Source organism: Streptomyces sp. WAC05374 (genome assembly GCF_004353505.1).
Classification (GTDB): Bacteria; Actinomycetota; Actinomycetes; order Streptomycetales; family Streptomycetaceae; genus Streptomyces.
In genome coordinates, this window is the sequence record NZ_SMNQ01000001.1 from 1,052,630 (window position 1) to 1,076,269 (window position 23,640).

26 protein-coding genes are annotated in these 23,640 nt (G+C 74.4%); 13 read left to right on the plus strand and 13 right to left on the minus strand.

From position 1 onward, the window contains the following. Positions 1–153 precede the first annotated feature (153 nt). Positions 154–858, plus strand: a complete 705-nt coding sequence (locus E2B92_RS04715) for a TVP38/TMEM64 family protein (RefSeq protein WP_126888458.1) — start codon at positions 154–156, stop codon at positions 856–858. A 4-nt stretch (positions 859–862) separates the two neighbouring features. Here E2B92_RS04715 and E2B92_RS04720 read toward each other — a convergent pair whose 3' ends face one another. Further along, on the minus strand, positions 863–2,032 hold the full coding sequence (locus tag E2B92_RS04720; RefSeq protein ID WP_126888457.1) for a thiolase family protein: 1,170 nt from the start codon (positions 2,030–2,032) through the stop codon (positions 863–865). Between the two features lie 110 nt (positions 2,033–2,142). Between E2B92_RS04720 and E2B92_RS04725 the strand changes: the two genes are divergently transcribed. The 6 genes from E2B92_RS04725 (at position 2,143) to lnt (ending at position 6,680) form a co-directional block, all read left to right on the plus strand. Next, on the plus strand, positions 2,143–2,598 hold the full coding sequence (locus E2B92_RS04725) for a winged helix-turn-helix transcriptional regulator (protein WP_126888456.1): 456 nt from the start codon (positions 2,143–2,145) through the stop codon (positions 2,596–2,598). Positions 2,599–2,700: 102 nt separating this feature from the next. Further along, positions 2,701–3,576, plus strand: a complete 876-nt coding sequence (locus E2B92_RS04730; RefSeq protein WP_126888455.1) for an undecaprenyl-diphosphate phosphatase — start codon at positions 2,701–2,703, stop codon at positions 3,574–3,576. Between the two features lie 164 nt (positions 3,577–3,740). Continuing rightward, positions 3,741–3,920: a hypothetical protein gene (locus E2B92_RS04735; RefSeq protein ID WP_126888454.1), complete on the plus strand. Its 180-nt coding sequence runs from the start codon at positions 3,741–3,743 to the stop codon at positions 3,918–3,920. 374 nt (positions 3,921–4,294) lie between these two features. After that, positions 4,295–4,510, plus strand: a complete 216-nt coding sequence (locus tag E2B92_RS04740) for a hypothetical protein (protein WP_126888453.1) — start codon at positions 4,295–4,297, stop codon at positions 4,508–4,510. 55 nt (positions 4,511–4,565) lie between these two features. After that, a complete protein-coding gene (locus E2B92_RS04745) occupies positions 4,566–5,027 on the plus strand; it encodes a nuclear transport factor 2 family protein (RefSeq protein ID WP_185923731.1) in 462 nt (153 codons plus the stop codon). A 54-nt stretch (positions 5,028–5,081) separates the two neighbouring features. Next, positions 5,082–6,680, plus strand: a complete 1,599-nt coding sequence (gene lnt, locus E2B92_RS04750; protein ID WP_126888452.1) for an apolipoprotein N-acyltransferase — start codon at positions 5,082–5,084, stop codon at positions 6,678–6,680. Here the strand turns inward: lnt and E2B92_RS04755 are convergent. Both E2B92_RS04755 and E2B92_RS04760 read right to left on the minus strand, forming a co-directional pair. Then, positions 6,601–7,509 (minus strand): Gfo/Idh/MocA family protein, encoded by a 909-nt coding sequence (locus E2B92_RS04755; protein ID WP_126888451.1) that lies wholly within the window; start codon positions 7,507–7,509, stop codon positions 6,601–6,603. The two genes, lnt and E2B92_RS04755, sit on opposite strands and share 80 nt — an antisense overlap. Before the next feature lie 10 nt (positions 7,510–7,519). Further along, on the minus strand, positions 7,520–8,749 hold the full coding sequence (locus E2B92_RS04760) for an FAD-dependent monooxygenase (RefSeq protein ID WP_133087395.1): 1,230 nt from the start codon (positions 8,747–8,749) through the stop codon (positions 7,520–7,522). Between the two features lie 89 nt (positions 8,750–8,838). Here E2B92_RS04760 and E2B92_RS04765 point away from each other — a divergent pair, with 89 nt between their 5' ends. Further along, positions 8,839–9,429, plus strand: a complete 591-nt coding sequence (locus tag E2B92_RS04765; protein ID WP_126889622.1) for a TetR/AcrR family transcriptional regulator — start codon at positions 8,839–8,841, stop codon at positions 9,427–9,429. Between the two features lie 88 nt (positions 9,430–9,517). Then, on the plus strand, positions 9,518–10,012 hold the full coding sequence (locus E2B92_RS04770) for a hypothetical protein (protein WP_235023682.1): 495 nt from the start codon (positions 9,518–9,520) through the stop codon (positions 10,010–10,012). A 48-nt stretch (positions 10,013–10,060) separates the two neighbouring features. Here the strand turns inward: E2B92_RS04770 and E2B92_RS04775 are convergent, their stop codons facing one another. From E2B92_RS04775 to E2B92_RS04805, 7 genes are all read right to left on the minus strand, one after another. Then, positions 10,061–10,480: a hypothetical protein gene (locus E2B92_RS04775; RefSeq protein ID WP_126888814.1), complete on the minus strand. Its 420-nt coding sequence runs from the start codon at positions 10,478–10,480 to the stop codon at positions 10,061–10,063. Between the two features lie 526 nt (positions 10,481–11,006). Continuing rightward, positions 11,007–11,690 (minus strand): uracil-DNA glycosylase, encoded by a 684-nt coding sequence (gene ung / locus E2B92_RS04780; protein WP_126888807.1) that lies wholly within the window; start codon positions 11,688–11,690, stop codon positions 11,007–11,009. 84 nt (positions 11,691–11,774) lie between these two features. Further along, positions 11,775–13,352, minus strand: a complete 1,578-nt coding sequence (locus E2B92_RS04785; RefSeq protein WP_126888808.1) for an ABC transporter substrate-binding protein — start codon at positions 13,350–13,352, stop codon at positions 11,775–11,777. Positions 13,353–13,471: 119 nt separating this feature from the next. Further along, a complete protein-coding gene (locus E2B92_RS04790) occupies positions 13,472–14,239 on the minus strand; it encodes an SDR family oxidoreductase (RefSeq protein WP_126888809.1) in 768 nt (255 codons plus the stop codon). Between the two features lie 16 nt (positions 14,240–14,255). Then, on the minus strand, positions 14,256–15,017 hold the full coding sequence (gene fabG / locus E2B92_RS04795; protein ID WP_126888810.1) for a 3-oxoacyl-ACP reductase FabG: 762 nt from the start codon (positions 15,015–15,017) through the stop codon (positions 14,256–14,258). Positions 15,018–15,164: 147 nt separating this feature from the next. Beyond that, complete coding sequence (locus E2B92_RS04800; protein WP_126888811.1) at positions 15,165–15,548, minus strand: DUF3037 domain-containing protein; 384 nt, start codon at positions 15,546–15,548, stop codon at positions 15,165–15,167. Further along, the gene (locus tag E2B92_RS04805) at positions 15,545–16,402 is read right to left on the minus strand and encodes a HipA family kinase (RefSeq protein WP_126888812.1); all 858 of its coding nucleotides are present in this window, start codon (positions 16,400–16,402) and stop codon (positions 15,545–15,547) included. Before E2B92_RS04805 ends, E2B92_RS04800 begins: the two co-directional genes overlap by 4 nt. A 34-nt stretch (positions 16,403–16,436) precedes the next feature. On the opposite strand from E2B92_RS04805, the gene E2B92_RS04810 reads away from it, so the two are divergent. Together E2B92_RS04810 and E2B92_RS04815 are read left to right on the plus strand one after the other, a co-directional pair. Then, entirely contained in the window at positions 16,437–18,569 is a 2,133-nt protein-coding gene (locus E2B92_RS04810) for a S9 family peptidase (RefSeq protein ID WP_126888813.1), read from the plus strand. Positions 18,570–18,651: 82 nt separating this feature from the next. Beyond that, positions 18,652–19,143 carry a Rieske (2Fe-2S) protein gene (locus E2B92_RS04815; RefSeq protein WP_133087397.1) on the plus strand — a complete coding sequence of 164 codons (492 nt, stop codon included), beginning with the start codon at positions 18,652–18,654 and terminating at the stop codon, positions 19,141–19,143. On the opposite strand, the gene E2B92_RS04820 is transcribed toward E2B92_RS04815, so the two are convergent. Further along, positions 19,130–19,792, minus strand: coding sequence for a cysteine hydrolase (locus tag E2B92_RS04820; RefSeq protein ID WP_126887605.1), 663 nt, complete (start codon positions 19,790–19,792; stop codon positions 19,130–19,132). The genes E2B92_RS04815 and E2B92_RS04820 overlap by 14 nt on opposite strands. 97 nt (positions 19,793–19,889) lie before the next feature. On the opposite strand from E2B92_RS04820, the gene E2B92_RS04825 reads away from it, so the two are divergent. Next, positions 19,890–20,360: a pyridoxamine 5'-phosphate oxidase family protein gene (locus E2B92_RS04825; RefSeq protein WP_126887604.1), complete on the plus strand. Its 471-nt coding sequence runs from the start codon at positions 19,890–19,892 to the stop codon at positions 20,358–20,360. 3 nt (positions 20,361–20,363) lie between these two features. Here E2B92_RS04825 and E2B92_RS04830 read toward each other — a convergent pair whose 3' ends face one another. After that, positions 20,364–21,269, minus strand: a complete 906-nt coding sequence (locus tag E2B92_RS04830) for a LysR family transcriptional regulator (protein WP_126887603.1) — start codon at positions 21,267–21,269, stop codon at positions 20,364–20,366. 75 nt (positions 21,270–21,344) lie between these two features. Between E2B92_RS04830 and E2B92_RS04835 the strand changes: the two genes are divergently transcribed. After that, the gene (locus E2B92_RS04835) at positions 21,345–22,304 is read left to right on the plus strand and encodes a DMT family transporter (protein ID WP_126887602.1); all 960 of its coding nucleotides are present in this window, start codon (positions 21,345–21,347) and stop codon (positions 22,302–22,304) included. Here E2B92_RS04835 and E2B92_RS04840 read toward each other — a convergent pair. Then, entirely contained in the window at positions 22,295–23,629 is a 1,335-nt protein-coding gene (locus tag E2B92_RS04840) for an aminotransferase class I/II-fold pyridoxal phosphate-dependent enzyme (RefSeq protein ID WP_126887601.1), read from the minus strand. The genes E2B92_RS04835 and E2B92_RS04840 overlap by 10 nt on opposite strands. Between the last annotated feature and the right edge of the window lie 11 nt (positions 23,630–23,640).

A 23,640-nucleotide genomic window follows, 5' to 3' on the forward strand; every position in this document is an offset into this window, starting at 1 on the left:
GCGACTGCGGACGGCGCTGCGAGGAAGGCGTACCGGAACATGTGCCGATCATGGCGCGGCGGGGCGGTGGCGTCGACCGATTTTCCGGGGCGGGGGCCGTGGATGAGGCGGACGTTACGGCGATCACCGGGCGCCGTCGGTTAGTCTCCCCGGATGCTCGACCCCGTCCCCAGTCCCCGGACCGGTCTCGCCGTCCGCTGCTCCCGCGCCCTGCTGTCGCCCTGGTCGCGGCTGTCGCTGCTCCTCGTGGTCCTCGCGTCCGCGGCGGTGACGGTGGTGCTGTACGAGCCGCAGCGGCTGCTGTCGGCGGGCTGGCCGCCGCAGGTCAACGGCGCCGCCGCCGTGGTGCTGTTCGCGCTGGCGTACGGGCTGTGCACCGCCGCCTTCGTCCCGCGGCCGATCCTGAACCTGGCGGCGGGGGCGCTCTTCGGCTCGCAGGCGGGGCTCGCCGCGGCGGTCGCGGGGACGGTGCTGGGCGCGGGGATCGCGTTCACGCTCGGGCGGGTGCTGGGGCAGGACGCGCTGCGGCCGCTGCTGCGGGGGCGGTGGCTGAAGGCGGCCGACGGGCAGCTCAGCCGGCACGGCTTCCGGTCGATGCTGGCGGTCCGGCTGTTCCCGGGCGTGCCGTTCGCCGCCGCCAACTACTGCGCTGCGGTGTCGCGGATGGGGTACCTGCCGTTCCTGCTGGCGACGGGGCTGGGGTCCGTCCCGAACACGGCGGCGTACGTGGTGGCCGGGAGCGAGGCCGCGTCGCCGACCTCGCCCGCCTTCCTGCTGGCGATGGGGTTCATCGTGGTGAGCGGGCTCGGCGCGGCGGTGGTCGCCTGGTGCAAGCGGCACCGCCTGCGCGGCCGGTGAAGCCCTACAGGGCTTCGAGGATCATGGCGTTGGCGAGTCCGCCGGCCTCGCACATGGTCTGCAGGCCGTAGCGCGCGCCGCGCTCGCGCAGGGCGTGCACGAGGGTGGTCGTCAGCCGGGTGCCGCTGGCGCCCAGGGGGTGGCCGAGCGCGATGGCTCCGCCGTGGACGTTGACCCGGGCGAGGTCGGCCCCGGTCTCCTGCTGCCAGGCGAGGACGACGGCGGCGAACGCCTCGTTGACCTCGAACAGGTCGATGTCGTCGAGCCGGAGCCCGGCCTTGCGCAGCACCTTCTCGGTGGCGGGGACGACGCCGGTAAGCATCAGCAGGGGGTCGGAGCCGGTGACGGCGAAGGCGTGCAGCCGGGCGAGCGGGCGCAGGCCCAGATCGCGGGCGGTGTCGGCGGCCATGATGAGCACGGCCGACGCCCCGTCGTTGATGGGGCTGGCGTTGCCGGCGGTGACGGACCAGTCGATCTGCGGGAACCGTTCGGCGAAGACGGGGTCCTGGTAGGCGGGCCGCAGTCCGGCCAGTGCCCCGGTGGTCGTGCCGGGCCGGACGCACTCGTCGCGCCGCAGCTCCGCCAGGGGCGCCACCTCGGCGTCGAACAGGCCCTCCGCCCAGCTCCGGGCGGCGCGCTCGTGCGACATGACCGCGTACTCGTCCATCGCCGTGCGACCGATGGACCACTTGGCGGCGATCAGCTCGGCGCTGATGCCCTGGGGCACCAGGCCCTCGGGGTAGCGGGCGGCGACGCCGGGGCCGAAGGGGTCGGCGCCGGGCGGCACGTTCGACCACATCGGGACGCGGCTCATGGACTCGACCCCGCACGCGACGACGATGTCGTACGCGCCCGACAGCACGCCCTGCGCGGCGAAGTGGACGGCCTGCTGGGAGGAGCCGCACTGGCGGTCGACGGTGGTGGCGGGCACGTGCTCGGGCAGCCCGGCGCCGAGCCAGGCGTACCGCGTGGTGTTCATGGCCTGCTCGCCGACCTGGTCGACGCACCCGCCGATGACGTCGTCGACGAGGGCGGGGTCGACACCGCTGCGCTCGACGAGGGCGCGCAGGGTGTGGGAGAGCAGTTCGACGGGGTGGGTTCCGGCCAGGGACCCGTTGGGCTTGCCCTTGCCGATGGGGGTCCGGACGGCCTCGACGATGACGGCGTCGCGCATGGGTGCGGCTCCTCGCTCACGGAGGTGGGTTGGAAAACTGGACCAACACTCACCGGTAACATAACCGAGTCAGTTGGGAAATCCAACCCTCTCGCCTTAAGGTGGCCGCCATGAAGGACCCCCGGCCCTGTTCGATCGCCGACACCCTGGCCCTGGTCGGCGAGAAGTACGCGCTGCTGGTGCTGCGCGAGGTGTTCCTGGGCGTACGCCGTTTCGACCGGATCGCCCGCAACACCGGCGCCCCCCGCGACATCCTCACCGCCCGCCTCCGCCGCCTCGTCGACGCGGGCATCCTCGAGAAGGTCCCCTACAGCGAGCGTCCGCGCCGCTTCGAGTACCGGCCCACCGACGCCGGGCGCGACCTCCACCCCGTACTGCTCACCCTCATGGCCTGGGGCGACCGCCACCTGAACGCGCAGCCGCCCACCGTGGTCGAGCACTCCTGCGGTGCCCCGCTCACCCCGGTCCTGGTCTGCGGCTGCTGCGGCGAGGAGGCCCGGGGCGACAGTCTGACCCCGCACGTACGGGCTCCCGGCTGGACGGCGGCGGGCCCGATCGAGGGCTGAGACGGTTCATTCACCTTCGGGCTGTACGCTGCGCACCGACCGGCCGTCGATCAACGGCCGCGCCCATGACCGCACGAGCACATTCGGGACGGCCCTAGCCCCATGAATTGGTTCGAATCGCTCATCCTCGGACTCGTCCAGGGGCTGACGGAGTTCCTCCCCATCTCCTCCAGCGCCCACCTGCGTCTCACCGCGGCCTTCGCGGGCTGGCACGACCCGGGTGCCGCGTTCACGGCGATCACCCAGATCGGCACGGAGACGGCGGTCCTCATCTACTTCCGCAAGGACATCGCGCGGATCGTCTCGGCCTGGTTCCGCTCGCTGACGGACAAGTCCCTGCGCGGCGACCACGACGCCCGGATGGGCTGGCTGGTCATCGTGGGCTCGATCCCCATCGGTGTGCTGGGCGTGACACTCAAGGACCAGATCGAGGGTCCCTTCCGCGACCTGCGCCTGATCGCGACGACCCTCATCGTCATGGGTGTCGTCCTCGGCATCGCCGACCGGCTGGCGGCCAGGGTCGAGGAGGGCGGGCGCCACCGCGCCGCCCCCGAGCGCAAGACGCTCCAGGACCTCGGCGTCAAGGACGGCCTGATCTTCGGCCTGTGCCAGGCGATGGCGCTGATCCCGGGCGTGTCCCGGTCCGGCGCGACGATCAGCGGCGGCCTGCTGATGAGCTACACCCGCGAGGCGGCGGCCCGGTACTCCTTCCTGCTCGCCATCCCGGCCGTGCTGGCGTCCGGCCTGTTCGAGCTGAAGGACGCGGGTGAGGGCGGCCATGTGGCCTGGGGCCCGACGATCTTCGCGACGATCATCGCGTTCGGCGTGGGCTACGCGGTCATCGCGTGGTTCATGAAGTTCATCACCACGAAGAGCTTCATGCCGTTCGTCATCTACCGGATCTTGCTGGGCCTGGTGCTCCTCGCCCTGATCTCGCTGGGCGTCCTCAGCCCGCACGCCGGGGAATCGGCCGGCTGACCGGCCGCCGCCCCGGTCCTGGGGGCCGCCGCCGGGGACGGGCGGAGTCCCGGCGCCTGGCGGGCCCGGGCACCCGCCGCGCCGGGCCGGGCCCAGGGGAGCTTCGTCACAAAAGGGCCCGAGGATGCGGCGGATCGCCGAACCGTCTGCCTAGGCTGGGTGCCATGACCAGATCCCCTGCCGAGCTGCCCACCCCGGACGCGGACGCCCTGAACGCGGCGATCCGTGAATTGTGGGTGCGCTCCGGCGGGCGGCTCTCGGCCGACGAACAGCGCATCTACAGCGCCCTGGTCCTCCAGTGGGCCCGCACCTCGCAGCAGGGCGACGTGGAGCGCGCCGCGTAGGTCCGGCCCGCCCGCCGTCCACGCCGCACGGCCCGCGCCCGCCGGGACTCGCCCCACGGGCATGGGCGGGGGCCGCCGGCAGGGGGGGGTGACCGGCGGCCCGATGCCCAGGTCCTCCGTCCCGGACACGCGAGAAGAGCCTCCCGCGCCGAGGCGGCCCGGCGCGAGGGCGCACGACGCATATATGCACGCATTCCTTTCACACCCCGTGTGAATCGCACCCGGTGTGCGCCCCGCCACGTGTGTGTCGCACCCCCGTGTACGTCCCGCCCCGCGCGCCCGCCCGCGTCGCGTCCCGCCGGTGCGGCCGGCGGCCGGGCCCCGACCGCGCGGCCCCGGCTGCGATCACGCGCCGGACGGCGCACCCTGGTCCCATGGCCTGGCAGGCACCCGTCGTCGTGCACCGCCCCTCCCCCGGCGGCGGGCGGCGCGTGACCATACGCGGACAGATCGCGGGGCTCGCCCACAACGACGCGGACCTCGTCGAGTTCCTGCGCCGCGCCGGGCTGGACGAGGCGGACATCTCGCTGGACGACCCGCACCTGGTCGAGTGGCGCGGCGGCCGGGCGCACCAGTGGGAAGCCGCCTGAGGGCGGGGCGTGCAGGGCTCTTGGCCCGTGGCCGCCACTGCCCGACACTGATGCGATGACGCAGCGCGTGGACCTCGCGACCGTGATGGACCGGCTGGCCATCGACGAGCTGATCACCCGGTACGCGGTCGCGGTGGACGACGCCGACTGGGCCGCGTACCGGGACCTCTTCACGGCCGACGGGCACGCCGACTACCGGGGCGCGGGAGGTGTGGCCGGTGCGGCGGACGAGGTCGCCGACTGGCTCGCGCGGACGATGCGGCTGTTCCCCGTCCGCCAGCACCTGATCGTCAACCGGCGGGTGCGGATCGAGGACGTCGACGGCTTCCCCGGCGACAGCGCGGAGGCGCTGGCCGACTACGTGAACCCGATGCGGATGGCGGCCGGGGACGACTTCGTCTCGGGCGGGCGGTACACGTTCGCCCTGGCGCGCACGGACGGCGGCTGGCGGCTGCGCACGGTGGTGGTGCGGGAGAAGTGGCGGCGCGCCACGGAGGGCGTACTGTCGGCGGAATGACCGGCTCCAGCACACTGGAGGCGTCGGGAGGGCCCCAGTGCGAGGAGGCGCGGTATGCGGATTCCGGTCGGCCGGCGGGCGGGGGCCGGGCCCCTGCTCACGTCCCCGTGGTGGCGGGGTGCCGCCGCGGTCGCGGCCGGTGCGCTGCCCGCGCTCGCCTTCCCCGCGCCGTCCCTGTGGTGGTGGGCGTACGTCGCGCTGGTGCCGTGGATGCTCTTGCTCCGTACGGCCGCCACGGGGCGCCGGGCCGCCCTGGAGGGCTGGCTGGGCGGCACCGGGTTCATGCTGGCCGTCCACCACTGGCTGATGCCGAGCCTGCACGTGTTCATCCTGCTCCTGGCCGCGCTGTTGGGGCTGTTGTGGCTGCCGTGGGGGGCGCTGGTGCGGCGGATGCTGGCGGGCACGCCGTCACGCGCGCGTGCGGCGGCCGCTCTCGCCGTCGTACCGTCGGGCTGGCTGATGGTGGAACTGGTCCGCTCCTGGGAGGGGTTGGGCGGGCCGTGGGGACTGCTCGGCGCCAGCCAGTGGCAGGTGCCGCCCGCGCTGCGGGTGGCCGCGCTGGGCGGCGTGTGGCTGGTGTCGCTGCTCGTGGTGGCGGTCAACACCGCGGTGACCCTGCTGGTGTCGGTCCGCTCGCTGCGGGCGACGGCGGTGGCGGGGCTCGCGGTGTGCGCGCTCGTCACGGGCGCGGCGGCGTGGTGGGCCCCGGCCCCGGAGCCGGCGGGGCAGGCCCGGGTCGCCGTGGTGCAGCCGGGGGTCGTCAACGGTGTGGGCGGGCCGGAACGGCGGTTCGCCCGGGGCGTGGAGCTGACCCGTGAGCTGGCCGGCCGGGGGGACGTCGACCTGGTGGTGTGGGGCGAGAGCAGTGTCGGGGCGGATCTGACGGCGCGCCCCGAGTACACCCGCCGGCTGGCGGACCTCTCGCGGGACGTGGGCGCCGAGGTGCTGGTCAATGTGGACGCGCGGCGTGCGGACCGGCCGGGCATCTACAAGAGCAGCGTCCTCGTCGGCCCCGGGGGCGCGACCGGTGACCGTTACGACAAGATGCGGCTGGTGCCGTTCGGCGAGTACGTGCCGTTCCGCTCGGTGCTGGGCTGGGCCACCTCGGTCGGCAAGGCGGCGGCCGAGGACCGGCGGCGCGGCGGCGCTCCGGTGGTGATGACGCTCGGGGAGCGGGGGCTGCGGGTGGGCCCGCTGGTGTGCTTCGAGTCGGCGTTCCCCGACATGAGCCGGCACCTGGCCCGCGAGGGCGCCCAGGTGCTGGTCGCCCAGTCGGCGACGTCGACGTTCCAGGAGAGCTGGGCGCCCGGGCAGCACGCGTCCCTGGCGGCGCTGCGGGCGGCCGAGACGGGCCGTCCGGTGGTGCACGCGACGCTGACCGGCGTGAGCGCGGTGTACGGCCCGGACGGCGGCCGCGTCGGCGCCCCGCTCGGCACGGAGGCCAGTACGGCGGCCGTGTACGAGGTGCCGGTGGCCGGTGGGACCACCCCGTTCGTCCGGCTCGGCGCCTGGCCGGTGTACGGGGCCCTGGTGGTGCTGGCCGCGCTGGGTGCCGTGGAGGCCGGGCGGAGGGTCAGGCGGCGGCCTGCTCCAGGCACTCCCGTACCACCCGCTCGCACAGTTCGTGGGTCGCGAGTGCGTCCCGGGCGCTGAGCACCTTCCCGGCCCGTACGGCGTCGAGGAAGGCGTGCACGCTCTGCTCGATGCCTCGCTGGCGGGCGACCGGAACCCAGTCGCCGCGCCGCCGGACGCTGGGCTGGCCCTTGTGGTCGATGACGTCCGCGAGGTTCAGGACCTGGCGCTTGGTGTCCTGCCCGGACACCTCGAGGATCTCCTCGGTGGAGCCGTTCATCCGGTTCATCATGCCGATGGCGGTGAAGCCGTCGCCGGAGAGCTGGAGCACGACGTGGTGCAGGAGGCCGTCCCGGACCCGGGCGCGCACGTCGGTGTGCTCGACCTGCCCGGGGAGGAGGAAGCGCAGGGTGTCGACGACGTGGATGAAGTCGTCCAGGACGAGCGTGCGCGGGTCCTCGGGCAGGCCGATCCGGTTCTTCTGCATCAGGATCAGCTCGCGCGGGTGGTCCAGACACTGGGCGTAGGCGGGCGCGAGGCGGCGGTTGAAGCCCACGGCGAGGGCGGTGCCGTGCCGTTCGGCCAGCTCCACCAGGCGGCGGGAGTCGTGGAGTTCGTACGCGAGGGGCTTGTCGACGTACGTCGGCACGCCGGCCTCCAGCAGCCGGCCGACGATCTCGGCGTGCACGGAGGTCGGGGCGTGCACGAACGCGGCGTCGAGCCCGGTGGCGAGCAGCCCGTCCAGGTCGGTGTGGCACCGGTCGGCGGGCACGTGGTGGGTCGCGGCCACCCGGGCGAGGGTCGCCGGGGTGCGGGTCTGCAGGTGCAGTGCGGCGCCCGGGATGGTGGTGAGCACCGGCAGGTAGGCCTTCTGCGCGATGTCGCCGAGTCCGATGCAGCCGATCTTCACCACGTGCTCCCTATCGCCGTACGCCACCGTGCCCGTGCTGGTGTGCCCGGTCAGAATACGGGTGCTGGGGCGGCCGCCAGTCGGCGATGCCGTCGAAGGCGCGCAGCGCGACGCCGGGGGCGAGGCGGGAGAGGCTCAGCAGGGCGTCGCGGAGGGCGACGGCGGGCGCGGCGGTGACGGTGAGCAGCCGGGCGACGCGGGCCGACGCGCGGACGATGCCGGTGGTGCGCGGCAGGCGGGCGGCGGAGTACGCGGCGAGGCCGGCGCCCGGGTCGGTGTGCGGGGGCAGGTGGTGGGCGAGGACGATGCCGTCCTCGATGGCCTGGTTGCCGCCCTGGCCGAGGGTGGGCGCCATGGGGTGGGCGGCGTCGCCCAGCAGGGCGGTCCGGCCGCGGTGGAAGGCGGGCAGCGGGGCGGTCAGGTGGCGGACGTCGTGCCGGAGGACCTGGTCGGGGGCCACGGCGTCGATGATGGCGGGGATCGGGTCGTGCCAGGTGGCGAAGCGGCGGAGCAGTTCGGCGCGTTCGTCGTCGGCGGCCCGGCCTCCGGCGGGTGCGGCGGCCGCCGCGTAGGCGTAGACGCGGCCGTCCTTGAGCGGATGGGTGCCCCAGAGGGCGCCTCGCCCCCAGGTCTCGTGCGGGGCGAAGGGTCGTCCGGGTGCCGGGACGACGACGCGCCAGGTGGTGAGGCCCGCGTACGCGGGCTCCGGGTGCTCCGGGAAGAGGGCGCGGCGGACGGTGGAGCCGATGCCGTCGGCGCCGATGACCAGGTCGGCCTCGATGTCGCCGTGCGGGGTGGTGACCACGGCGGGACGGCCGCCGGTGCCGGTCGCGCCCGGGTCGGCGAGGGTGGCGGGTTCGCCGGTGCGGATGGCGCCGTCCGGCAGGCGGGAGGCGAGGGCGTCGACGAGGGTGGCCCGGTGGAGCAGGACGAGCGGGCCGCCGAACCGGTCGGCGGCGGCCCGCGCGTCCGTACGGGCGAGCCAGCGGCCGCTCGGGGTGCGCATGCCGCCGTCGCCCTGCCAGGCCGCGAGGGCGCGGATGTCGTCGCCGAGGCCGATGACGTCCAGGGCGCGCAGGGAGTTGGGCGCGAGGGCGATGCCGGCGCCGACGGGCCTGAGGGACGCGGCGCGCTCGAGGACGGTGACGTGCCAGCCGCGTTGGTGCAGGGCGACGGCGGCGGTCAGCCCGCCGATGCCGCTTCCGGTCACGACGGCTCGGGGGGCGGTCCGGTTGTCCATGGGTCCTCGACTCCTCCGCGAAGGCGAACTACATCTGTAGTGACTCCGCCACCGTACTACGGATGTAGTGACGGCGGTAGGTTGTCCCCATGACCGCACGTGCCGACCTGATCGCCGACGCCGCCCTGACCCTGCTCGCCGAGCGGGGCATGCGCGGGCTGACCCACCGCGCGGTGGACGAGACCGCCGGGCTCCCCCAGGGCTCGACGTCCAACACCGCCCGCACCCGGCAGGCCCTGCTGGAGACGGCGGTGCGGCGGCTCGCGGACCGGGAGGCCCAGGTGCTGTCGGTGGAGGAGATGCCGGCCCCCGGCGCGGGGCTCGACGCCCTGGTGGACGCCCTGTCGGTGGCGCTGCACCGCTATCTGACCGGGCACCGGGAGTTGCTCGTCGCGCGGTACGAACTGGCTCTGGAGGCCACGCGGCGCCCCGAACTGCGGGCGTTCTACGACGAGACCGGGCGGCGGTTCCGGGAACCGCTGGCGGCGCTGATGCGGGCGGCGGGTTCGGCGCGGCCGGAGCGGCACGCCCTGTCGCTGGTGGCCTGGTGCGAGGGGCTGATGTTCAGTTGCGCGGTGGGGTCGTTCCACTCCGCCGTACCGGGCCGGGAGGAACTGCGCACGGGCCTCGGCGAGTTGCTGACCGGCATGCTCGGCGCCCGCCCTGAGGACCGGGGCTGACCGTCCGGCGGCCGGACCCTTCACCCGTGCGGACCAATAACCGCGGGTAGCCATGTCCAACGGGCCGGTCGGCGACCACAGTTACGGCGTGCAACGAACGCGAATCACAGCGAAGGTACTGGCCACCGTGGCCGTCGCGGCCGTCTCCGGCTGCGTGTCGGTGGACCCCGGTCCCGCTTCCGTGCCGGCCGCCCCGGACGCGATCCACCCGGCCGGCCAGGACGTCGCGCCGCAGATCCTGGAGGGGCCCGCACGGGAGGCCCTGGAGGCCGCGCTGCCGCCCACCCGGCCGCCCGCGCCACGGGCGCCCTCTCCCGCCCCACCCGCCCCGCCCGCGGACGACACCCGGCACGCCCCGGAAGCCGCCCCGCCCGCCCCACCGCGTGCCGAGCCCCGCGCCGAGCGGCCCGTGCGGCTCCCGTCGGCGCAGGACGTCCGGGAGCGGCTCCCCCGCATCGAGCGCCCCGACGTGCCGGCCGTCCGGGACACCGTCCCCGATGTGTGCGAAGTCGGCCGGACCCACGGCGGCTGGGCCCCCGGAAGCCGCCAGGCCGCGGTGTGCCGGGAGGCCTACGGCCACTGACCCGCCGGCCGCCCGGCCGGGACCGCGCCGCCGGGCGTCACCGTGGCGTCACTGCGTGCCGAGGCGCTCGGTGAGGCGGGCGATGGCCGCGCGTACGCCGTTGCCGTACCCGTCGTCGTGCAGGGCGTGCGAGGCGGCGCGGGCCCGGTCGAGGTGGACGCGGGCCGCGTCGGGGCGCCGGAGCTTGACGTAGTCGGCCGCCAGATTCAGGTGCAGGGAGGGGTACAGGGCGCGCAGCGCCGCGTCGCCCCGGCCCTCGGAGCCCTCGGCGGCGGTCAGGGCCCGCAGGTCCCAGGCGAGCTCGTCGTAGGGGTCGTCCTGGGCGTCGGCCATGTAGTGCGCGAGCGTGCAGCGGTGGAGCGGGGCACCGTCGACGGCGAGACGCTGCCACAGCTCACCGAAGCGGTTGCGGGCCTCCTCCCGGTCCCCGCCGTGGAGCAGCATCCTGGTCTGCCCGATCCTGGTCATGAGGGCGTCCTCGGACGCGTCCGAGGTGTCCTGCTGCTGCTCCCGCACCGCTGCCTCCAGTCGTCCGCCGGCATCCCGGCCCGGGACCGGCGAGGTCCCGGGCCGGTGCTCCGACGCTAGCCGCAGACACCGGCCATTCCCGGTCAGGCTCGGGGCACGCCCCCCGGCCGGCCCACCGGGACACCGCACCGGCCCCACCCGGAGCACCGCACCGGCCGAAGCGGCCACCCGCCCGGGGAGCCGCGCCAAGGCGGGAGCACCCGCCCCGAGCACCGCACCGGGCCCGGAGCACCCGCCCACCCGGAGCACCGTGCCGGGCCGAAGCACCCGCCCCGAGCACCGCACCGGGCTCGGAGCACCCGCCCACCCGGAGCACCGCGCCCGGCCAGGAGCGCCCACCCGGAGCACCGCACCGGCCGAAGCGGCCACCCGCCCGGGGAGCCGCGCCAAGCCGGGAGCGCCCGCCCCGAGCACCGCAACGGGCCGGGAGCGCCCGCCCGCGGGGGCGCCCCGGCCGTGGCCGTCGTCAGCCGAGGTTCGGGATGCGCCAGTCGATGGGGGCGTGGCCCTGGTCGGCGACGGCCTTGTCGATCTGCGTGAAGGGGCGCGAGCCGAAGAACTTCTTCGCGGAGAGCGGCGAAGGGTGCGCGCCCTTCACCACCACGTGCCGCGTCTCGTCGATCAGCGGAAGCTTCTTCTGCGCGTAGTTGCCCCACAGCACGAAGACGGCCGGGTCGGGCCGCGAGGCCACCGCCGTGATCACCGCGTCGGTGAACTTCTCCCAGCCCTTGCCCTTGTGCGAGTTCGGCTCACCGGCACGGACCGTCAGCACCGCGTTGAGGAGCAGGACACCCTGCCGCGCCCACGGCATCAGATAGCCGTTGTCCGGCACGGGGTGCCCGAGCTCCTCCTGCATCTCCTTGTAGATGTTGCGCAGCGAGGGCGGGGTCTTGACGCCCGGCCGCACGGAGAAGCACAGGCCGTGCCCCTGGCCCTCCCCGTGATACGGGTCCTGGCCCAGGACGAGGACCTTGACCTCGTCGTACGGAGTGGCGTCGAGGGCGGCGAACACCTCCTCGCGCGGCGGGTAGACCGGCCCCTTGGCCCGCTCCTCCTCGACGAACTCGGTGAGCAGCTTGAAGTACGGCTTCTGCAGCTCGTCGCCGAGGACGCCGCGCCAGGACTCGGGCAGCATGTCGGTGTCGGTCACGTCAACAACCTCCGGTGGTGATCGCCTTGTTCTGATCACAGAACCTACCGGTGACCACTGACAACCGGCCCCGGCGGCCGATCGTCACCAGCTCGTCTTGCGCTGGAGCTCCCACATCTGCATGACCGTCTGCGGGTCGAGCGCGCGCTCGCCGCCGGCGATCTCCTCGCTGGCCGCGATGTAGAGCTTGCCCTGCCACAGCGGCAGCAGCCGGACGTCGTCCACGAGGATCTCCTGCGCCCGCTCGAACTCCTCGGTGACCGCGCCCCGGTCGCTGACCTTGCGGGACTTGGGCAGGAGCTGGTCGGTGATCTCGGGCCGCACGTACGGGGTGGAGAGCACGTTCTCCTTGCCGACGAACGGGGCGATGAAGTTGTCCGGGTCCGGGAAGTCGGGGAACCAGCCTCGGCCGAAGACCGGGTACTGGCCCTTCTGGTAGCCCGCCTGGAACTCCTTCCACGGCTTGCCGTTCAGCGTGACCTCGAACAGCCCGGAGGCGTCGAGCTGCCGCTTGAGCTCCGTGAACTCGGCCTTGGTGCCGGAGCCGTAGCGGTCGGTGGTGTACCAGAGCGTCAGGGCCACGGGGGCGTCGACGCCCTCCTCGCGCAGCAGCTTGCGCGCCTTGTCGACGTCGGGCTCGCCGTACCGGTCGAAGAAGGCGGTGGTGTGCCCGGCGATGCCCTTCGGGACCATCGAGTACAGCGGCTCGGCGGTGCCCTTGTAGACCTTGGCGACCAGCGCCTCGCGGTCGACGACCTGGGCGATCGCCTGCCGCACGGCGAGCTTCTTCACGGACGCGTCCTCGGCGTTGAACACGAGGTAGCGGATGTCCGCGCCGGTGGAGTCGACGAGCTGGAGCCCCTCGTTCTCGGGGCTCTTCTCCCGGAGCTGGACGACCTCCTCCGCGGTGAGACCGCGGTACGTGGCGTCGATCTCCTTCTCGCGCAGCGCGCCGACCATCGCCTCGGACTCCTGGAAGTACCGGATGGTGACGGCGTCGTTCTTGCGGTTGGCGAAGCCCTTGTAGGTGGGGTTCTTGGTCAGCTCGGCCTTGGTGCCCTCCTCGTAGGAGTTGAGCACGTACGGGCCGGAGCCGGTGAGCTTGCCGTCCTCGCGCAGCCCGTCCGCCGGGTACTTCTCGGGCGGGACGATGGACATGGCGGGGGTGGCCAGGATGAACGGGAAGGTGGCGTCCGACTCCTTCAGGTGGAAGGTGACGGTGCGGTCGCCGCTGGTCACGACCTTGTCGAGGGTGCCGAGCAGCGGGGCGGGGCCGCCCTTGGCGTTGATCGTGCGGATGCGGTCGATCGAGTGCTTGACGGCCCGGGCGTCGAGCTTCCCGCCGTCGGAGAAGGCCAGCCCTTCCTTGAGCCGGCATTCGAATACTTTGCTCACGGTGTCCGTGAATTTGCACTCGGCCGCGTCCGGCTGGGGCGTCGCGCTGCCGGTCGGAAAGCTCAGGAGAGTCTGGAAGACATTCCGGTACAGCTCCCAGGAGCCGTCCCAGGCGGCGGCGGGGTCGAGCGTGCTGGGAGCGCTCGTCGTGCCGACCACGATCTTGTTCTCCCCATCGGCGTCATCCTCCGAAAAGAGACTGCATCCCGCCAGCAGGGATATGGACGCAAGGGCTGCAGCCGCCTGCAGACTGGTCCGGTTGAACACGTGCGCACGCTCCTCGTTCAGCCATGGGTCGGCCGACCATACCGCAGCGCCCCGCCAGGTCAATGTGGTGGCCGGGCGGGGCGCTTGCGGCATTCAGCGGTCAATCGGGAAAATCGGGATCAGCCGACTCCGGCATTGAGGAAAATTCCGCCGTCGACGACCAGCGTCTGGCCGGTGATCCAGTCCGATTGGTCGGAGGTGAGGAATGCGGCGGCCCCGCCGATGTCCTCGGGCACGCCGAGCCGGCCCAGCGGATAGGAGGCCGTGACCTCCGCTTCCCGGCCCTCGTAGAGGGCCTGGGCGAATTTCGTCTTCACGACGGCCGGGGCGATCGCGTTGACCCGGACGACCGGGGCGAATTCATGGGCGAGCTGGAGGGTCAGATTGACCATGGCGGCCTTGCTCATGCCGTACGCGCCGACGAAGGGCGAGGCGGCCAGACCGGCGACCGAGGCGATGTTCACGATCGCACCGCCGTTGTCCTTCTGCCACGCCTTCCAGGTCTGCTGGGCGAAGCCCAGCGCCGAGATGACGTTGGTCTCGAAGACCTTGCGCGCCACGTTCAGGTCCAGGTCGGCCATCGGGCCGAAGACCGGGTTGGTACCGGCGTTGTTGATCAGGAAGTCGACGCGGCCGAAGGCCTCCATGGTGCGCTCCACGGCGAGCGCCTGGTGCGCCTCGTCGTGGGCCTTGCCGGCGACGCCGATCACGCGGTCGGCGCCCAGCTTCTCCACGGCCTCCTTGAGCGCGTCCTCGTTGCGGCCGGTGATGCAGACGCGGTCGCCGCGGGCGACGAGCGCCTCGGCGACGCCGTGGCCGATGCCCCGGCTGGCGCCCGTGACGAGGGCGACCCTGCCGGACGGCGGGGGCAGTTCCTGTGCGGTCATGTCCTTCACGCCTTCCTCAGTTGAGCGGGCCGCCGGCCACGTACATGACCTGGCCGGAGATGAAGCCCGCGTCGTCGCCGGTGAAGAAGGCGATCGCGTGGGCGACGTCCTCGGGCCGGCCGACGCGCTGGACGGGGATCTGGGTGGCGGCGGCGGCCTGGAACTCCTCGAAGCCCATGCCCACGCGCGCGGCGGTCTGCGCGGTCATCTCGGTGACGATGAAGCCGGGCGCGACGGCGTTGGCCGTGACGCCGAACTTGCCGAGCTCCTTGGCGAGGGTCTTGGTGAAGCCCTGGAGCCCCGCCTTGACGGCGGAGTAGTTGGCCTGGCCGCGGTTGCCGAGCGCCGAGGACGAGGAGAGGCTCACGATCCGGCCGAAGCCCGCGTCGACCATGTGCTTCTGGCAGGCCTTGGCCATCAGGAACGCGCCCTTGAGGTGCACGTTCATCACGGTGTCCCAGTCGGACTCGCTCATCTTGAACAGCAGGTTGTCGCGCAGCACGCCCGCGTTGTTGACGAGGATCGTCGGCGCGCCGAGCTCGGTGGCGATCCGCGCGACGGCGGCCTCCACCTGGGCGCCGTCGGAGACGTCGCAGCCTACGGCGATGGCCTTGCCGCCCGCCGCGGTGATCTTCTCCACGGTGTCCTTGCAGGCCGCCTCGTCGAGGTCGAGTACGGCGACGGCGCGGCCCTCGGCCGCGAGCCGGACCGCGGTGGCGGCGCCAATGCCCCGCGCGGCCCCGGTCACGACGGCGACGCGCTGCTCGGTGGTGGACATGCTGGTTCTCCTCGCCCTTGGATGCCGGAAAAGCGGCCCGGCCGGCATTCGTCCATGCCGGTGAGCGACCGCTTAGTACCTTCAGCAGACGAGACGCTAGAGACCCTGGCACCCGGTGTCAACGGCCCACCGGGTGCACCCGGTCACTCAGCGCACCAGCAGGTCGAGCAGCCGCTGGGCCTCGCCCTCCGGATCGGCGGTCAGGCCGGTGTGGACCGGGCCGGGCTGGACGACCGTGGACCGCGGCGCGATCAGCCAGCGGAAGCGGCGCCCGGCGTCGTCGCGCGCCGCCTGGCCCGCGTGCTCGCCGCCCTCGCACACGCCCTCCACGGCGTGCAGGGCGGCCCGGACGCCGGTCACGTCGGCGTCCGGGTCCAGCGCCCGCAGCTTCGCCTCGTCGAGGTGCGTACGGGCGCACACGAAGGACTTGGCGCGGCAGTAGACCACCACGCCGGCGTTGAAGCACTCGCCGCGCTCGACACGCGGTACGACGCGCAGCAGCGCGTACTCGAAGACGTCCCGGTCGGTCACTGGCTGCTGTCCTTCGTGCGGTCCTGCTTGGTGGGGTGCGGCCAGGGGGCCAGGTGGTCGGTGAGCCAGCCCGGGGCGCGGGACGGCGTGTCCGGCGTCCGCTCCCCCAGGGTGATCCGCTCGTGGATGGTCGCGGCGCGCGCCAGCAGGGTCTCCACGTAGGCGCGGCGCAGCGCGTCGGCCGTGGCGAAGCCCGGCTCGTCGACGAGCCACGCGTCGGGGACGTCCGCCGCCACCTCCGTCAGCAGCTCCTCGGTGACCAGGGGCGCCAGCGCGGCCGCCGCGGCCGCGACGTCGGGGGCGAAGGAGGCGAGGACGTGGTCGGAGGCGTCGTACGGCTTGGCGGCCGACGCGGGGGCGCCGGGCCAGTTGTGGTGCCAGATCATGGTGGCGCCGTGGTCGATCAGCCACGGCTCCCCGTGCCAGACGAGCATGTTGGGGTTGCGCCAGGAACGGTCGACGTTGTTGATCAGCGCGTCGAACCAGACGACCCGCCCCGCCTCCGTCGGGTCCATGGCGTACGCGAGCGGGTCGAAGCCGATCGAGCCGGGCAGGTAGTCCATGCCGAGGTTCAGCCCGCCGCTGGCCTTGAGCAGTTCCTGGACCTCCTGGTCGGGCTCGCCGAGTCCGATGACGGGGTCGAGCTGGATGGCGACCAGTTCGGGGACGCGCAGGCCGAGCCGGCGGCCGAGCCGGCCGCAGATGACCTCGGCGACGAGGGTCTTGCGGCCCTGCCCGGCGCCGGTGAACTTCATGACGTACGTCCCGAGATCGTCGGCCTCGACGATGCCCGGGAGGGAGCCGCCCTCACGCAAGGGCGTGACGTAGCGGGTCGCTGTGACTTCGGAGAGCATCCCCCCACAGTACGTGCCTGTCATGATCCGCCCCATGACCATGATTCCCGCCCTGAACGCACCCGGCTTCCCCCACCAGTTCGCCCGTACGCGCCGGTTCTCGCTGGGCGTCCCGGGCGGGTTCACCGTCTCCCCGGACGGCGAGCGCGTGCTGTTCGTGCGGACGGCCTCCGGCTCCAGCGCGGTGGGGCGGCTGTGGCTGTACGAGGACGGCCGGGAGCGGCTGCTGGCCGACCCCGCCGTGCTGGGCGGCGGCCGGGAGGAGGACCTCCCGGAGGCGGAACGGGTGCGCCGGGAGCGCGCCCGGGTGACGGCGACCGGTGTGACCGGCTACGCCACCGACCGGCACGCGCGCGTGGCGGTGTTCACGGTGGCCGGCGCGGTGTGGGCGGTACGGACCGGTGGCGGCGCCCCCTGGCGGGTGCCGACGGCGGGCCCGGCCGTGGACCCGAGGCCGTCGCCGGACGGGTCGCTCGTCGCGTACGTGACCGGGGGCGCCCTGCGTGTCGTGCGGACCGCCGACGGGGCGGAGGACCGGCTGCTCGCCGCGCCGGAGGGGCCGGAGGTGGCGTACGGGCTGTCGGACCATGTGTCGGCCGAGTCGATCGGGCGGCCGCGCGGCCACTGGTGGTCGCCGGACGGGGACGCCCTCCTGGTGGCGCGGACGGACCACGCGCGCGTGGGGCGGTGGCACCTCACCGATCCCGCCGATCCCGCGCGGGCGCCCCGCGCCGTCCGCTACCCGGCGGCCGGTACGGCCAACGCGGAGGTGTCGCTGCACGTCCTGCGGCTGGACGGCGGCCGGACACCCGTCCGGACACCGGCCGGGGCCGATCCGGCCGCCCATCCGCCCGGCGCGTGGACCGACACGCGCTACGAGTACGTCACGGCCGCCGGCTGGGACGGGGCCGGGCCGTTCGTGGAGGTCCAGACGCGGGACCAGCGGTCGGCCGAGCTGCTGGCGATCGACCCGGACACGGGCGCGACCCGCCCGCTGGTCCGCCGCGCCGACCCGGCCTGGGTGGAGCTCACCCCGGGCGTCCCGGCCCGCACCGCCGCCGGGACGCCGGTCGTGACCGGCGTACGCGACGACGTGCGCGGCCTGCGCGTCGGGCAGGTGGCGAGCCCGCCCGGGCTCGAGGTGCGCGCCGTCCTCGGCACGGCCGGCGAGCGGGTGTACTTCACCGCGAGCGAGGACCCCACCGAGGTCCATGTGTGGGCGTACGACCCGGCGGACGGGTTCAGCCGGGTGAGCCGGGAGCCGGGCGTCCACACGGCCGCGGCGGGCGGCGGAACCGTCGTCCTGGACAGCCGGACGGACAGCGGGCGGACGGTGACCGTGCTGCGCGGCGGCAGGCCCGCCGGCCGGATCGCCGTGCTCGCCGAGACGCCCCTCGTCACGCCCCGGCCCGTCCACCTGTCGCTGGGCGTGCGGGAGCTGCGCGCCCACCTCCACCTGCCGTCGTGGCACCGGCCGGGCTCCGGCCGGCTGCCGGTGCTGCTCAGCCCGTACGCGGGGTACGGCGTCCAGCTCGCCGTGCGGGGGGCCGGGTGGCACGGCGCGGTGGCCCAGTGGTTCGCCGAGCAGGGCTTCGCGGTGCTGGTCGTGGACGGGCGCGGCACGCCGGGGCGCGGCCGGGCGTGGGAGACGGCCGTCCACGGCGACCGGCTGTCCGCCCCGCTGGAGGACCAGGTGGACGCGCTGCGCGTGGCGGCCGGGCGGTACCCGGACCTGGACCTGGACCGGGTGGGCGTCCGGGGCTGGTCGTACGGCGGTTACCTCGCCATCGGGGCCGTACTGCACCGCCCGGACGTGTTCCACGCGGCCGTCGCCGGTGCCGCGCCGACCGACCGCCGGCTCTACGACACGCACTGGGAGGAGCGGTTCCTCGGCCACCCGGACGTGCGGCCGGAGAACTACGCGCGCTCCTCCCACCTGGGGTACGCCCACCGGCTGACCCGTCCGCTGCTGCTGACGCACGGGTTCGCCGACGACAACGTGGTGGTCGCCCACACCCTGCGGCTCTCGGCCGCGCTGCTGGCGGCCGGGCGTCCGCACAGCGTGCTGCCCCTGCCGGGCGCGACGCACGCCGTGACCCGGGAGGAGGTGGCGAGCGGCCTGCTGGCGGCCGAGGTGGAGTTCCTGAAGAGGTCCCTGGGCGGCTGAACGGCCCGTGCGGCCGTCGCGTACTCCCCCGTGACGCGTTGACGTCGTGAGACCACCACGGGACCACGGAAGGGAAGCCGGAATGACGGGATCGCAGGGGACCAGCAGGGCAGTGGCGCGCCGTACCGTCGTCGCGGCGGCGGGCGGGGCCGGACTGGCCGCCGCGCTCACCGCGTGCGGGGGGTCGGACAGCCCGGCCGCGTCCGCGGGTGACGCCCCGGCGGGCGGCGGCACCGCGGGCGGCTCGACGGGCGGCACCGGGGGCGCGGCGACGGGGGGCGGGGGTGCCGGGGGCCAGGTGATCGCCAGGACGGCCGACATCCCCGAGGGCGGCGGCAAGGTCGTCGGGAACGTGGTGGTGACGCAGCCGAAGGCGGGCGAGTTCAAGGCGTTCTCGTCGAAGTGCACGCACGCGGGCTGCGCGGTCAAGGACGTCGCCGACGGGGTCATCAACTGCCCGTGCCACGGCAGCAAGTTCGACGCGGCGGACGGCAGCGTCAAGGCGGGCCCGGCCACCATGCCGCTGGCGGCCGCGCCGATCACGGTCGAGGGCGACTCGATCAGGCTCGCGTGACGGCGCGGCCGCCGCGCACCGGCCGCTTCCAGCAGGCCAGCACGGAGTCGGTGGTGGTGACCGTGGCGACGAGCGCGAGGGTGTGGCGCACCATCGCGGGGGTGTAGTCGGAGGGGAGTCCCGCGATGGCGTCCGCCGGTACGACCGCCGTGTACCCGAGGTTCACGGCGTCGAAGACGGCGTTCGGGATCGCGACATTGGCCGAGACGCCGGTGACGACGAGGGTCCGGCAGTCCAGGTTGCGCAGCAGCGCGTCGACGTCCGTGCCCGCGAGCGGGGAAAGCCCGTGCAGCCGGCGTACGACGATGTCCTCGTCGGCCACGTCGATGGGCTCGGCGACCCGGACGGCGACGGAGCCGCTGAGCTGCTGCACGGGCAGGCGTTCGGCGGCCCGGAACAGCCGGGCGTTGCGGCTCGCGCCCCGCCCGTCGGGGCGGCGCTCCGCCACCGCGTGCAGCACCTGCACGGACGCCTCGCGCGCGGCGGTGACGAGCCGGGCGATCCGGTGCAGGGTGCCGGAGGACCGGGCCTCGGCGGCGAGTTCGGGCAGGGCGCTGCCTGGGCCCACGACGCCGCGCTGGCACTCGACGGTGAGCAGCACGGTCCGGGCGGGGTCGAGCTGCTCGCGGAGCTGTGCGAACGTCGGCATGCGGCGGGAGGGTAGCCGCCATTGCGCGGAGGCGGAAGAGACCCCATGATTTCTGACACCCCATCAGAACACCTCAGCGGAAGGCGGGGCGAGCGTCATGGCGGTCACCCAGCGCCGGGGGCGGCGCATCATGATGTCGGAGCCCGAGCTCGACGCGTACCTCACCGGGCAGCGCACCTGCCGGGTGGCGACCGTCTCCCCGGACGGCCGCCCGCACGTCGGCGCCCTGTGGTTCGCCTGGGACGGGACGTCGCTGTGGCTGTACTCCCTCACGCGCAGCCGGCGCTGGGCGGACCTGCGCCGCGATCCGCGGATCGCGGTCGTGGTGGACGACGGCGAGGAGTACGGCGAGCTGCGCGGCGTGGAGCTGTCGGGCACGGCCGTCTTCGTCGGCGAGGCGCCGCGCACGGGGGAGACCTGCCCCGAACTGGAGCCGGTGGAGAGGCTGTTCGCGCGGAAGAACTTCGGCCTGGACGCGATGCCCCACGACGGCCGCCACGCGTGGCTCCGGCTCACCCCGGACGCCGTCGCCTCCTGGGACTTCCGCAGGCTGGGCCACCGCCCCTGAGCGTCAGCTCCCCACCGACCGCCCCACCTCGCGCAGCGCCTCCACCGCCGCCCTGATGGAGGGCCTCCGGTCCGCGTCGGAACGCCACACGGCGTAGATGTGCCGCAGCATCCGCTGCCGTACGGGCACGAGGACGACGCCGTCCGGGACCGACCCGCGGCCGAGGCGGGGCGTGACGCACACGCCGAGCCCGGCGCGGATCAGCGCGAGCTGGGTGTGGTGCTCCCCGGCCAGGTGCGCGATGCGGGGCTCGACGCCCTTGGCGCGCAGCGTGAACATCAGCCACTCGTAGCAGAACTCGCCCTCCGGCCAGGACACCCAGTCCTCGTCCGCGAGCTCCTCCAGGTCCAGCTCCGCCCGCCCGGCGAGCGGGTGGCCGGCCGGCAGCGCCACGTCGGCGGTGTCGTCCAGCAACTGCGCCCTGGCCAGCCCCGCCGGTACGGGCAGCCGCTTGTTGTTCCAGTCGAGCACCACGGCCAGGTCCATGTCGCCGCGCATCACCTGGCGCACGCCCTGCTCGGGCTCCAGCTCGCTGGTGCGGACGACCAGGTCGGGGTGGTCCCGGCGCAGGGCGGCGACCGCTGCGGGGAACAGGCCGCGGGCCGCCGTCGGGAACCCGGCCAGCCGTACCTCGCCGACCACCTGGCCGCGCTGCGCCTCGATGTCCGCCTGGGCCAGCTCGACCTGGGAGAGGATGCGCGCCGCGTGGTCGGCCAGCAGCAGGCCCGCGTCGGTGAGCCGCACGCCGCGGCCGTTCTTGGCGACGAGCTGCTGCCCCACCTCCCGCTCCAGCTTGGCGAGCTGCTGGGAGACGGCCGAGGTGGTCACGTGCAGGCCGTCCGCCGCGCCGCTGACCGAGCCGTGGCGGGCGAGGGCGTCCAGGGTGCGCAGGCGCTCCAGGTTCAACATGTAAGCAATACTAAGCGAACGGCATCACGAAATCTCGCTTGTTCTACGAGGTTGTGGTCGGCCATCGTGTCCGTCATGAGCACCGCAACCGCACCCTCCCACCGCTCGCTGCCCACGGCGACCACCGCGCCCGCCCCCCGCCGCGCCCTCGACTGGCGCGTCCGCTTCGCGCTGCTCTCCCTCGTGTGGGGTTTCAGCTTCCTGCTGATCAAGGTGGGCACCCACGCCTTCGCGCCCTTCCAGGTCACCTTCGGCCGCCTGCTGTTCGGCACCGCGGTGCTCGCCGTCGCCATGGCGGTCAGGCGCGCCGGGCCGCCGCGCGGCGCCCGCACCTGGGGCCATCTGGCCGTGGCGGCTTTCTTCCTCAACGCCCTGCCGTTCTCGCTGTTCGCGTACGCCGAGCTGACGATCCCCTCCACGCTCGCCGGCATCTGCAACGCGACCTCCCCGCTCTGGGGGATGGCTTTGTCGCTGGTCGCCCTGTCGGAGGACCGTCCGACGCGCCGCCGGGTGGCGGGCCTCGGCATCGGCTTCCTCGGCGTGCTCACCGTGCTCGGGGCCTGGCAGGGCTTTTCGGGGCTGGACGTCACGGGCACCGCGATGGCCCTGCTGGCCTCGCTGAGCTACCCCGTCGGATGGATCTACGTCCGCCGCACGCTGGCGGGGCGCGGCGAGTCGCACCTGTCCCTGACCGGTGCGCAGCTCTTCCTCGCCACGCTCCAACTGGCCGTGGTCACCCCGCTGTTCACCACGTGGCCGGCGTCCTTCCCGGTGGTGCCGGTGCTCGCGGTGGTCGCGCTCGGCGCGCTGGGCACGGGGTTCGCGGTCCTGCTCCAGTACGGGATCGTCGCCGAGGTCGGCCCGACGACCGGCCAGATGGTCACCTACTTCATCCCGGTCATCGCCACCGCCGCGGGCGTCACGCTCCTGGACGAGGCACTGACCTGGAACACGCCCGTCGGGGCGCTGATCGTCCTGGCGGGGGCCGCCCTCACGCAGAGCCGTCCGAGGCGGAGCCCGGCCGGTCAGCCGTAGCTGCGCGCCTCCAGCGGGCCGCTCGCCGCCGCCACCGCGTCGGCGAGCGGCTCCAGGTCCGCCACCGCCAGACCCGAGACGGTGATCCGCACGCCCGGTCCGGCCGCCATCCGGAACCGGGCCCCCGGCGCCACCGCCCACCCCGCGTGCAGCAGGCGCGCCACCGCCCCGGTCTCGTCCGCCACCGGCACCCACACGTTCATGCCGCTGCGCCCGTGCGCCCGGACGCCCCGCCGCGCCAGGGCCGCCACCAGCCCGTCGCGCCGCTCCGCGTACGCCGCCGCCACCGCCGGCCCGTCCACCGCGCCGGTCCGCCACAGGTGCACGACGGCACGCTGCAGCAGGCGGCTCACCCAGCCGGGCCCGAGCCGCTGCCGGCCCAGCAGCCGGTCGACGGTGACCGGGTCACCGGTGAGCGCGGCGACCCGCAGGTCGGGCCCGTACGCCTTGGCGACCGACCGGACCAGCGTCCAGTGGTCCGTCGCCCCCGCGAGCGGGTGCGGCGGCACGTCCACGAACCCGTGCCCGTGGTCGTCCTCGATCAGCAGCACGCCCCGGTGCGCGGCCAGCACCCGCCGCAGCTCCGCCGCCCGCGCGGCGCCGATCGCCGCCCCGGTCGGGTTCTGCGCCCGGGTGGTCACGATCAGCGCGCGGGCCCCGCCGTCGCCGAGCGCCCGTTCCACCTCGGCCGGCAGCGGCCCGTCGTCGTCGAGGGCGACCGGCACGGGTCTGAGCCCCAGGGCCGGTACGAGGTCGAGGAGGGCGCCCCAGCCGGGATCCTCGACCGCCACGGCGTCACCGGGGCGCAGGTGGGCGGCCAGCACCCGCTCGATGGCGTCCAGGGACCCGGACGTGACGGCGACCGGCCCGTCCGGCACCCCGTCGGCGTCCAGCGCCGCCCGGGCGAGCCGTGCGAAGTCCGGGTCCACCGGGGCCTGCCCGTAGAGCCCCGGCTCCTCGGCGTCCCGGCGCGCCGCCGCGGCCAGCGCCTCCCCCAGGGGCGGCAGCAGCGCCGGGTCGGGATTGCCCCGCCCCACGTCCCGCACGCCCTCGGGGGCGTCGATCCGGAGGGAGCCGCGCGCGGTGGTGGCCGGGCGGGGGCGCACCCGGCTGCCCCGGCGCCCGGCCGTCTCGATCACCCCGCGCTCGCGCAAGGTGCGGTACGCGGCCGCGACCGTATTGGGGTTGACGCCCAAGTGGGCCGCCAACTCCCGCATCGGCGGCAGCAGTTGGCCGGGCTCCAGCTCTCCCGTACCGACGCCCCGCTCCACACTGGCGGCAATCTCCGATGCGCGCCGCCCCACGATCCGATACTCTCCTAGCACAAACCAGATTA

What these genes read in the sequence shown, in the direction of transcription:
- E2B92_RS04745 (WP_185923731.1), top strand. Translation starts at nt 4,566, where the DNA reads ATGACGCAGCGCGTGGACCTCGCGACCGTGATGGACCGGCTGGCCATC.
- E2B92_RS04805 (WP_126888812.1), bottom strand. Translation starts at nt 16,402, where the DNA reads ATGCTCTCCGAAGTCACAGCGACCCGCTACGTCACGCCCTTGCGTGAG.
- E2B92_RS04830 (WP_126887603.1), bottom strand. Translation starts at nt 21,269, where the DNA reads ATGTTGAACCTGGAGCGCCTGCGCACCCTGGACGCCCTCGCCCGCCAC.
- E2B92_RS04815 (WP_133087397.1), top strand. Translation starts at nt 18,652, where the DNA reads ATGACGGGATCGCAGGGGACCAGCAGGGCAGTGGCGCGCCGTACCGTC.
- E2B92_RS04820 (WP_126887605.1), bottom strand. Translation starts at nt 19,792, where the DNA reads ATGCCGACGTTCGCACAGCTCCGCGAGCAGCTCGACCCCGCCCGGACC.
- E2B92_RS04740 (WP_126888453.1), top strand. Translation starts at nt 4,295, where the DNA reads ATGGCCTGGCAGGCACCCGTCGTCGTGCACCGCCCCTCCCCCGGCGGC.
- E2B92_RS04720 (WP_126888457.1), bottom strand. Translation starts at nt 2,032, where the DNA reads ATGCGCGACGCCGTCATCGTCGAGGCCGTCCGGACCCCCATCGGCAAG.
- E2B92_RS04715 (WP_126888458.1), top strand. Translation starts at nt 154, where the DNA reads ATGCTCGACCCCGTCCCCAGTCCCCGGACCGGTCTCGCCGTCCGCTGC.
- E2B92_RS04825 (WP_126887604.1), top strand. Translation starts at nt 19,890, where the DNA reads ATGGCGGTCACCCAGCGCCGGGGGCGGCGCATCATGATGTCGGAGCCC.
- E2B92_RS04730 (WP_126888455.1), top strand. Translation starts at nt 2,701, where the DNA reads ATGAATTGGTTCGAATCGCTCATCCTCGGACTCGTCCAGGGGCTGACG.
- E2B92_RS04835 (WP_126887602.1), top strand. Translation starts at nt 21,345, where the DNA reads ATGAGCACCGCAACCGCACCCTCCCACCGCTCGCTGCCCACGGCGACC.
- E2B92_RS04735 (WP_126888454.1), top strand. Translation starts at nt 3,741, where the DNA reads ATGACCAGATCCCCTGCCGAGCTGCCCACCCCGGACGCGGACGCCCTG.
- E2B92_RS04765 (WP_126889622.1), top strand. Translation starts at nt 8,839, where the DNA reads ATGACCGCACGTGCCGACCTGATCGCCGACGCCGCCCTGACCCTGCTC.
- E2B92_RS04810 (WP_126888813.1), top strand. Translation starts at nt 16,437, where the DNA reads ATGACCATGATTCCCGCCCTGAACGCACCCGGCTTCCCCCACCAGTTC.
- fabG (WP_126888810.1), bottom strand. Translation starts at nt 15,017, where the DNA reads ATGTCCACCACCGAGCAGCGCGTCGCCGTCGTGACCGGGGCCGCGCGG.
- lnt (WP_126888452.1), top strand. Translation starts at nt 5,082, where the DNA reads ATGCGGATTCCGGTCGGCCGGCGGGCGGGGGCCGGGCCCCTGCTCACG.
- E2B92_RS04725 (WP_126888456.1), top strand. Translation starts at nt 2,143, where the DNA reads ATGAAGGACCCCCGGCCCTGTTCGATCGCCGACACCCTGGCCCTGGTC.
- E2B92_RS04790 (WP_126888809.1), bottom strand. Translation starts at nt 14,239, where the DNA reads ATGACCGCACAGGAACTGCCCCCGCCGTCCGGCAGGGTCGCCCTCGTC.
- E2B92_RS04775 (WP_126888814.1), bottom strand. Translation starts at nt 10,480, where the DNA reads ATGACCAGGATCGGGCAGACCAGGATGCTGCTCCACGGCGGGGACCGG.
- E2B92_RS04760 (WP_133087395.1), bottom strand. Translation starts at nt 8,749, where the DNA reads ATGGACAACCGGACCGCCCCCCGAGCCGTCGTGACCGGAAGCGGCATC.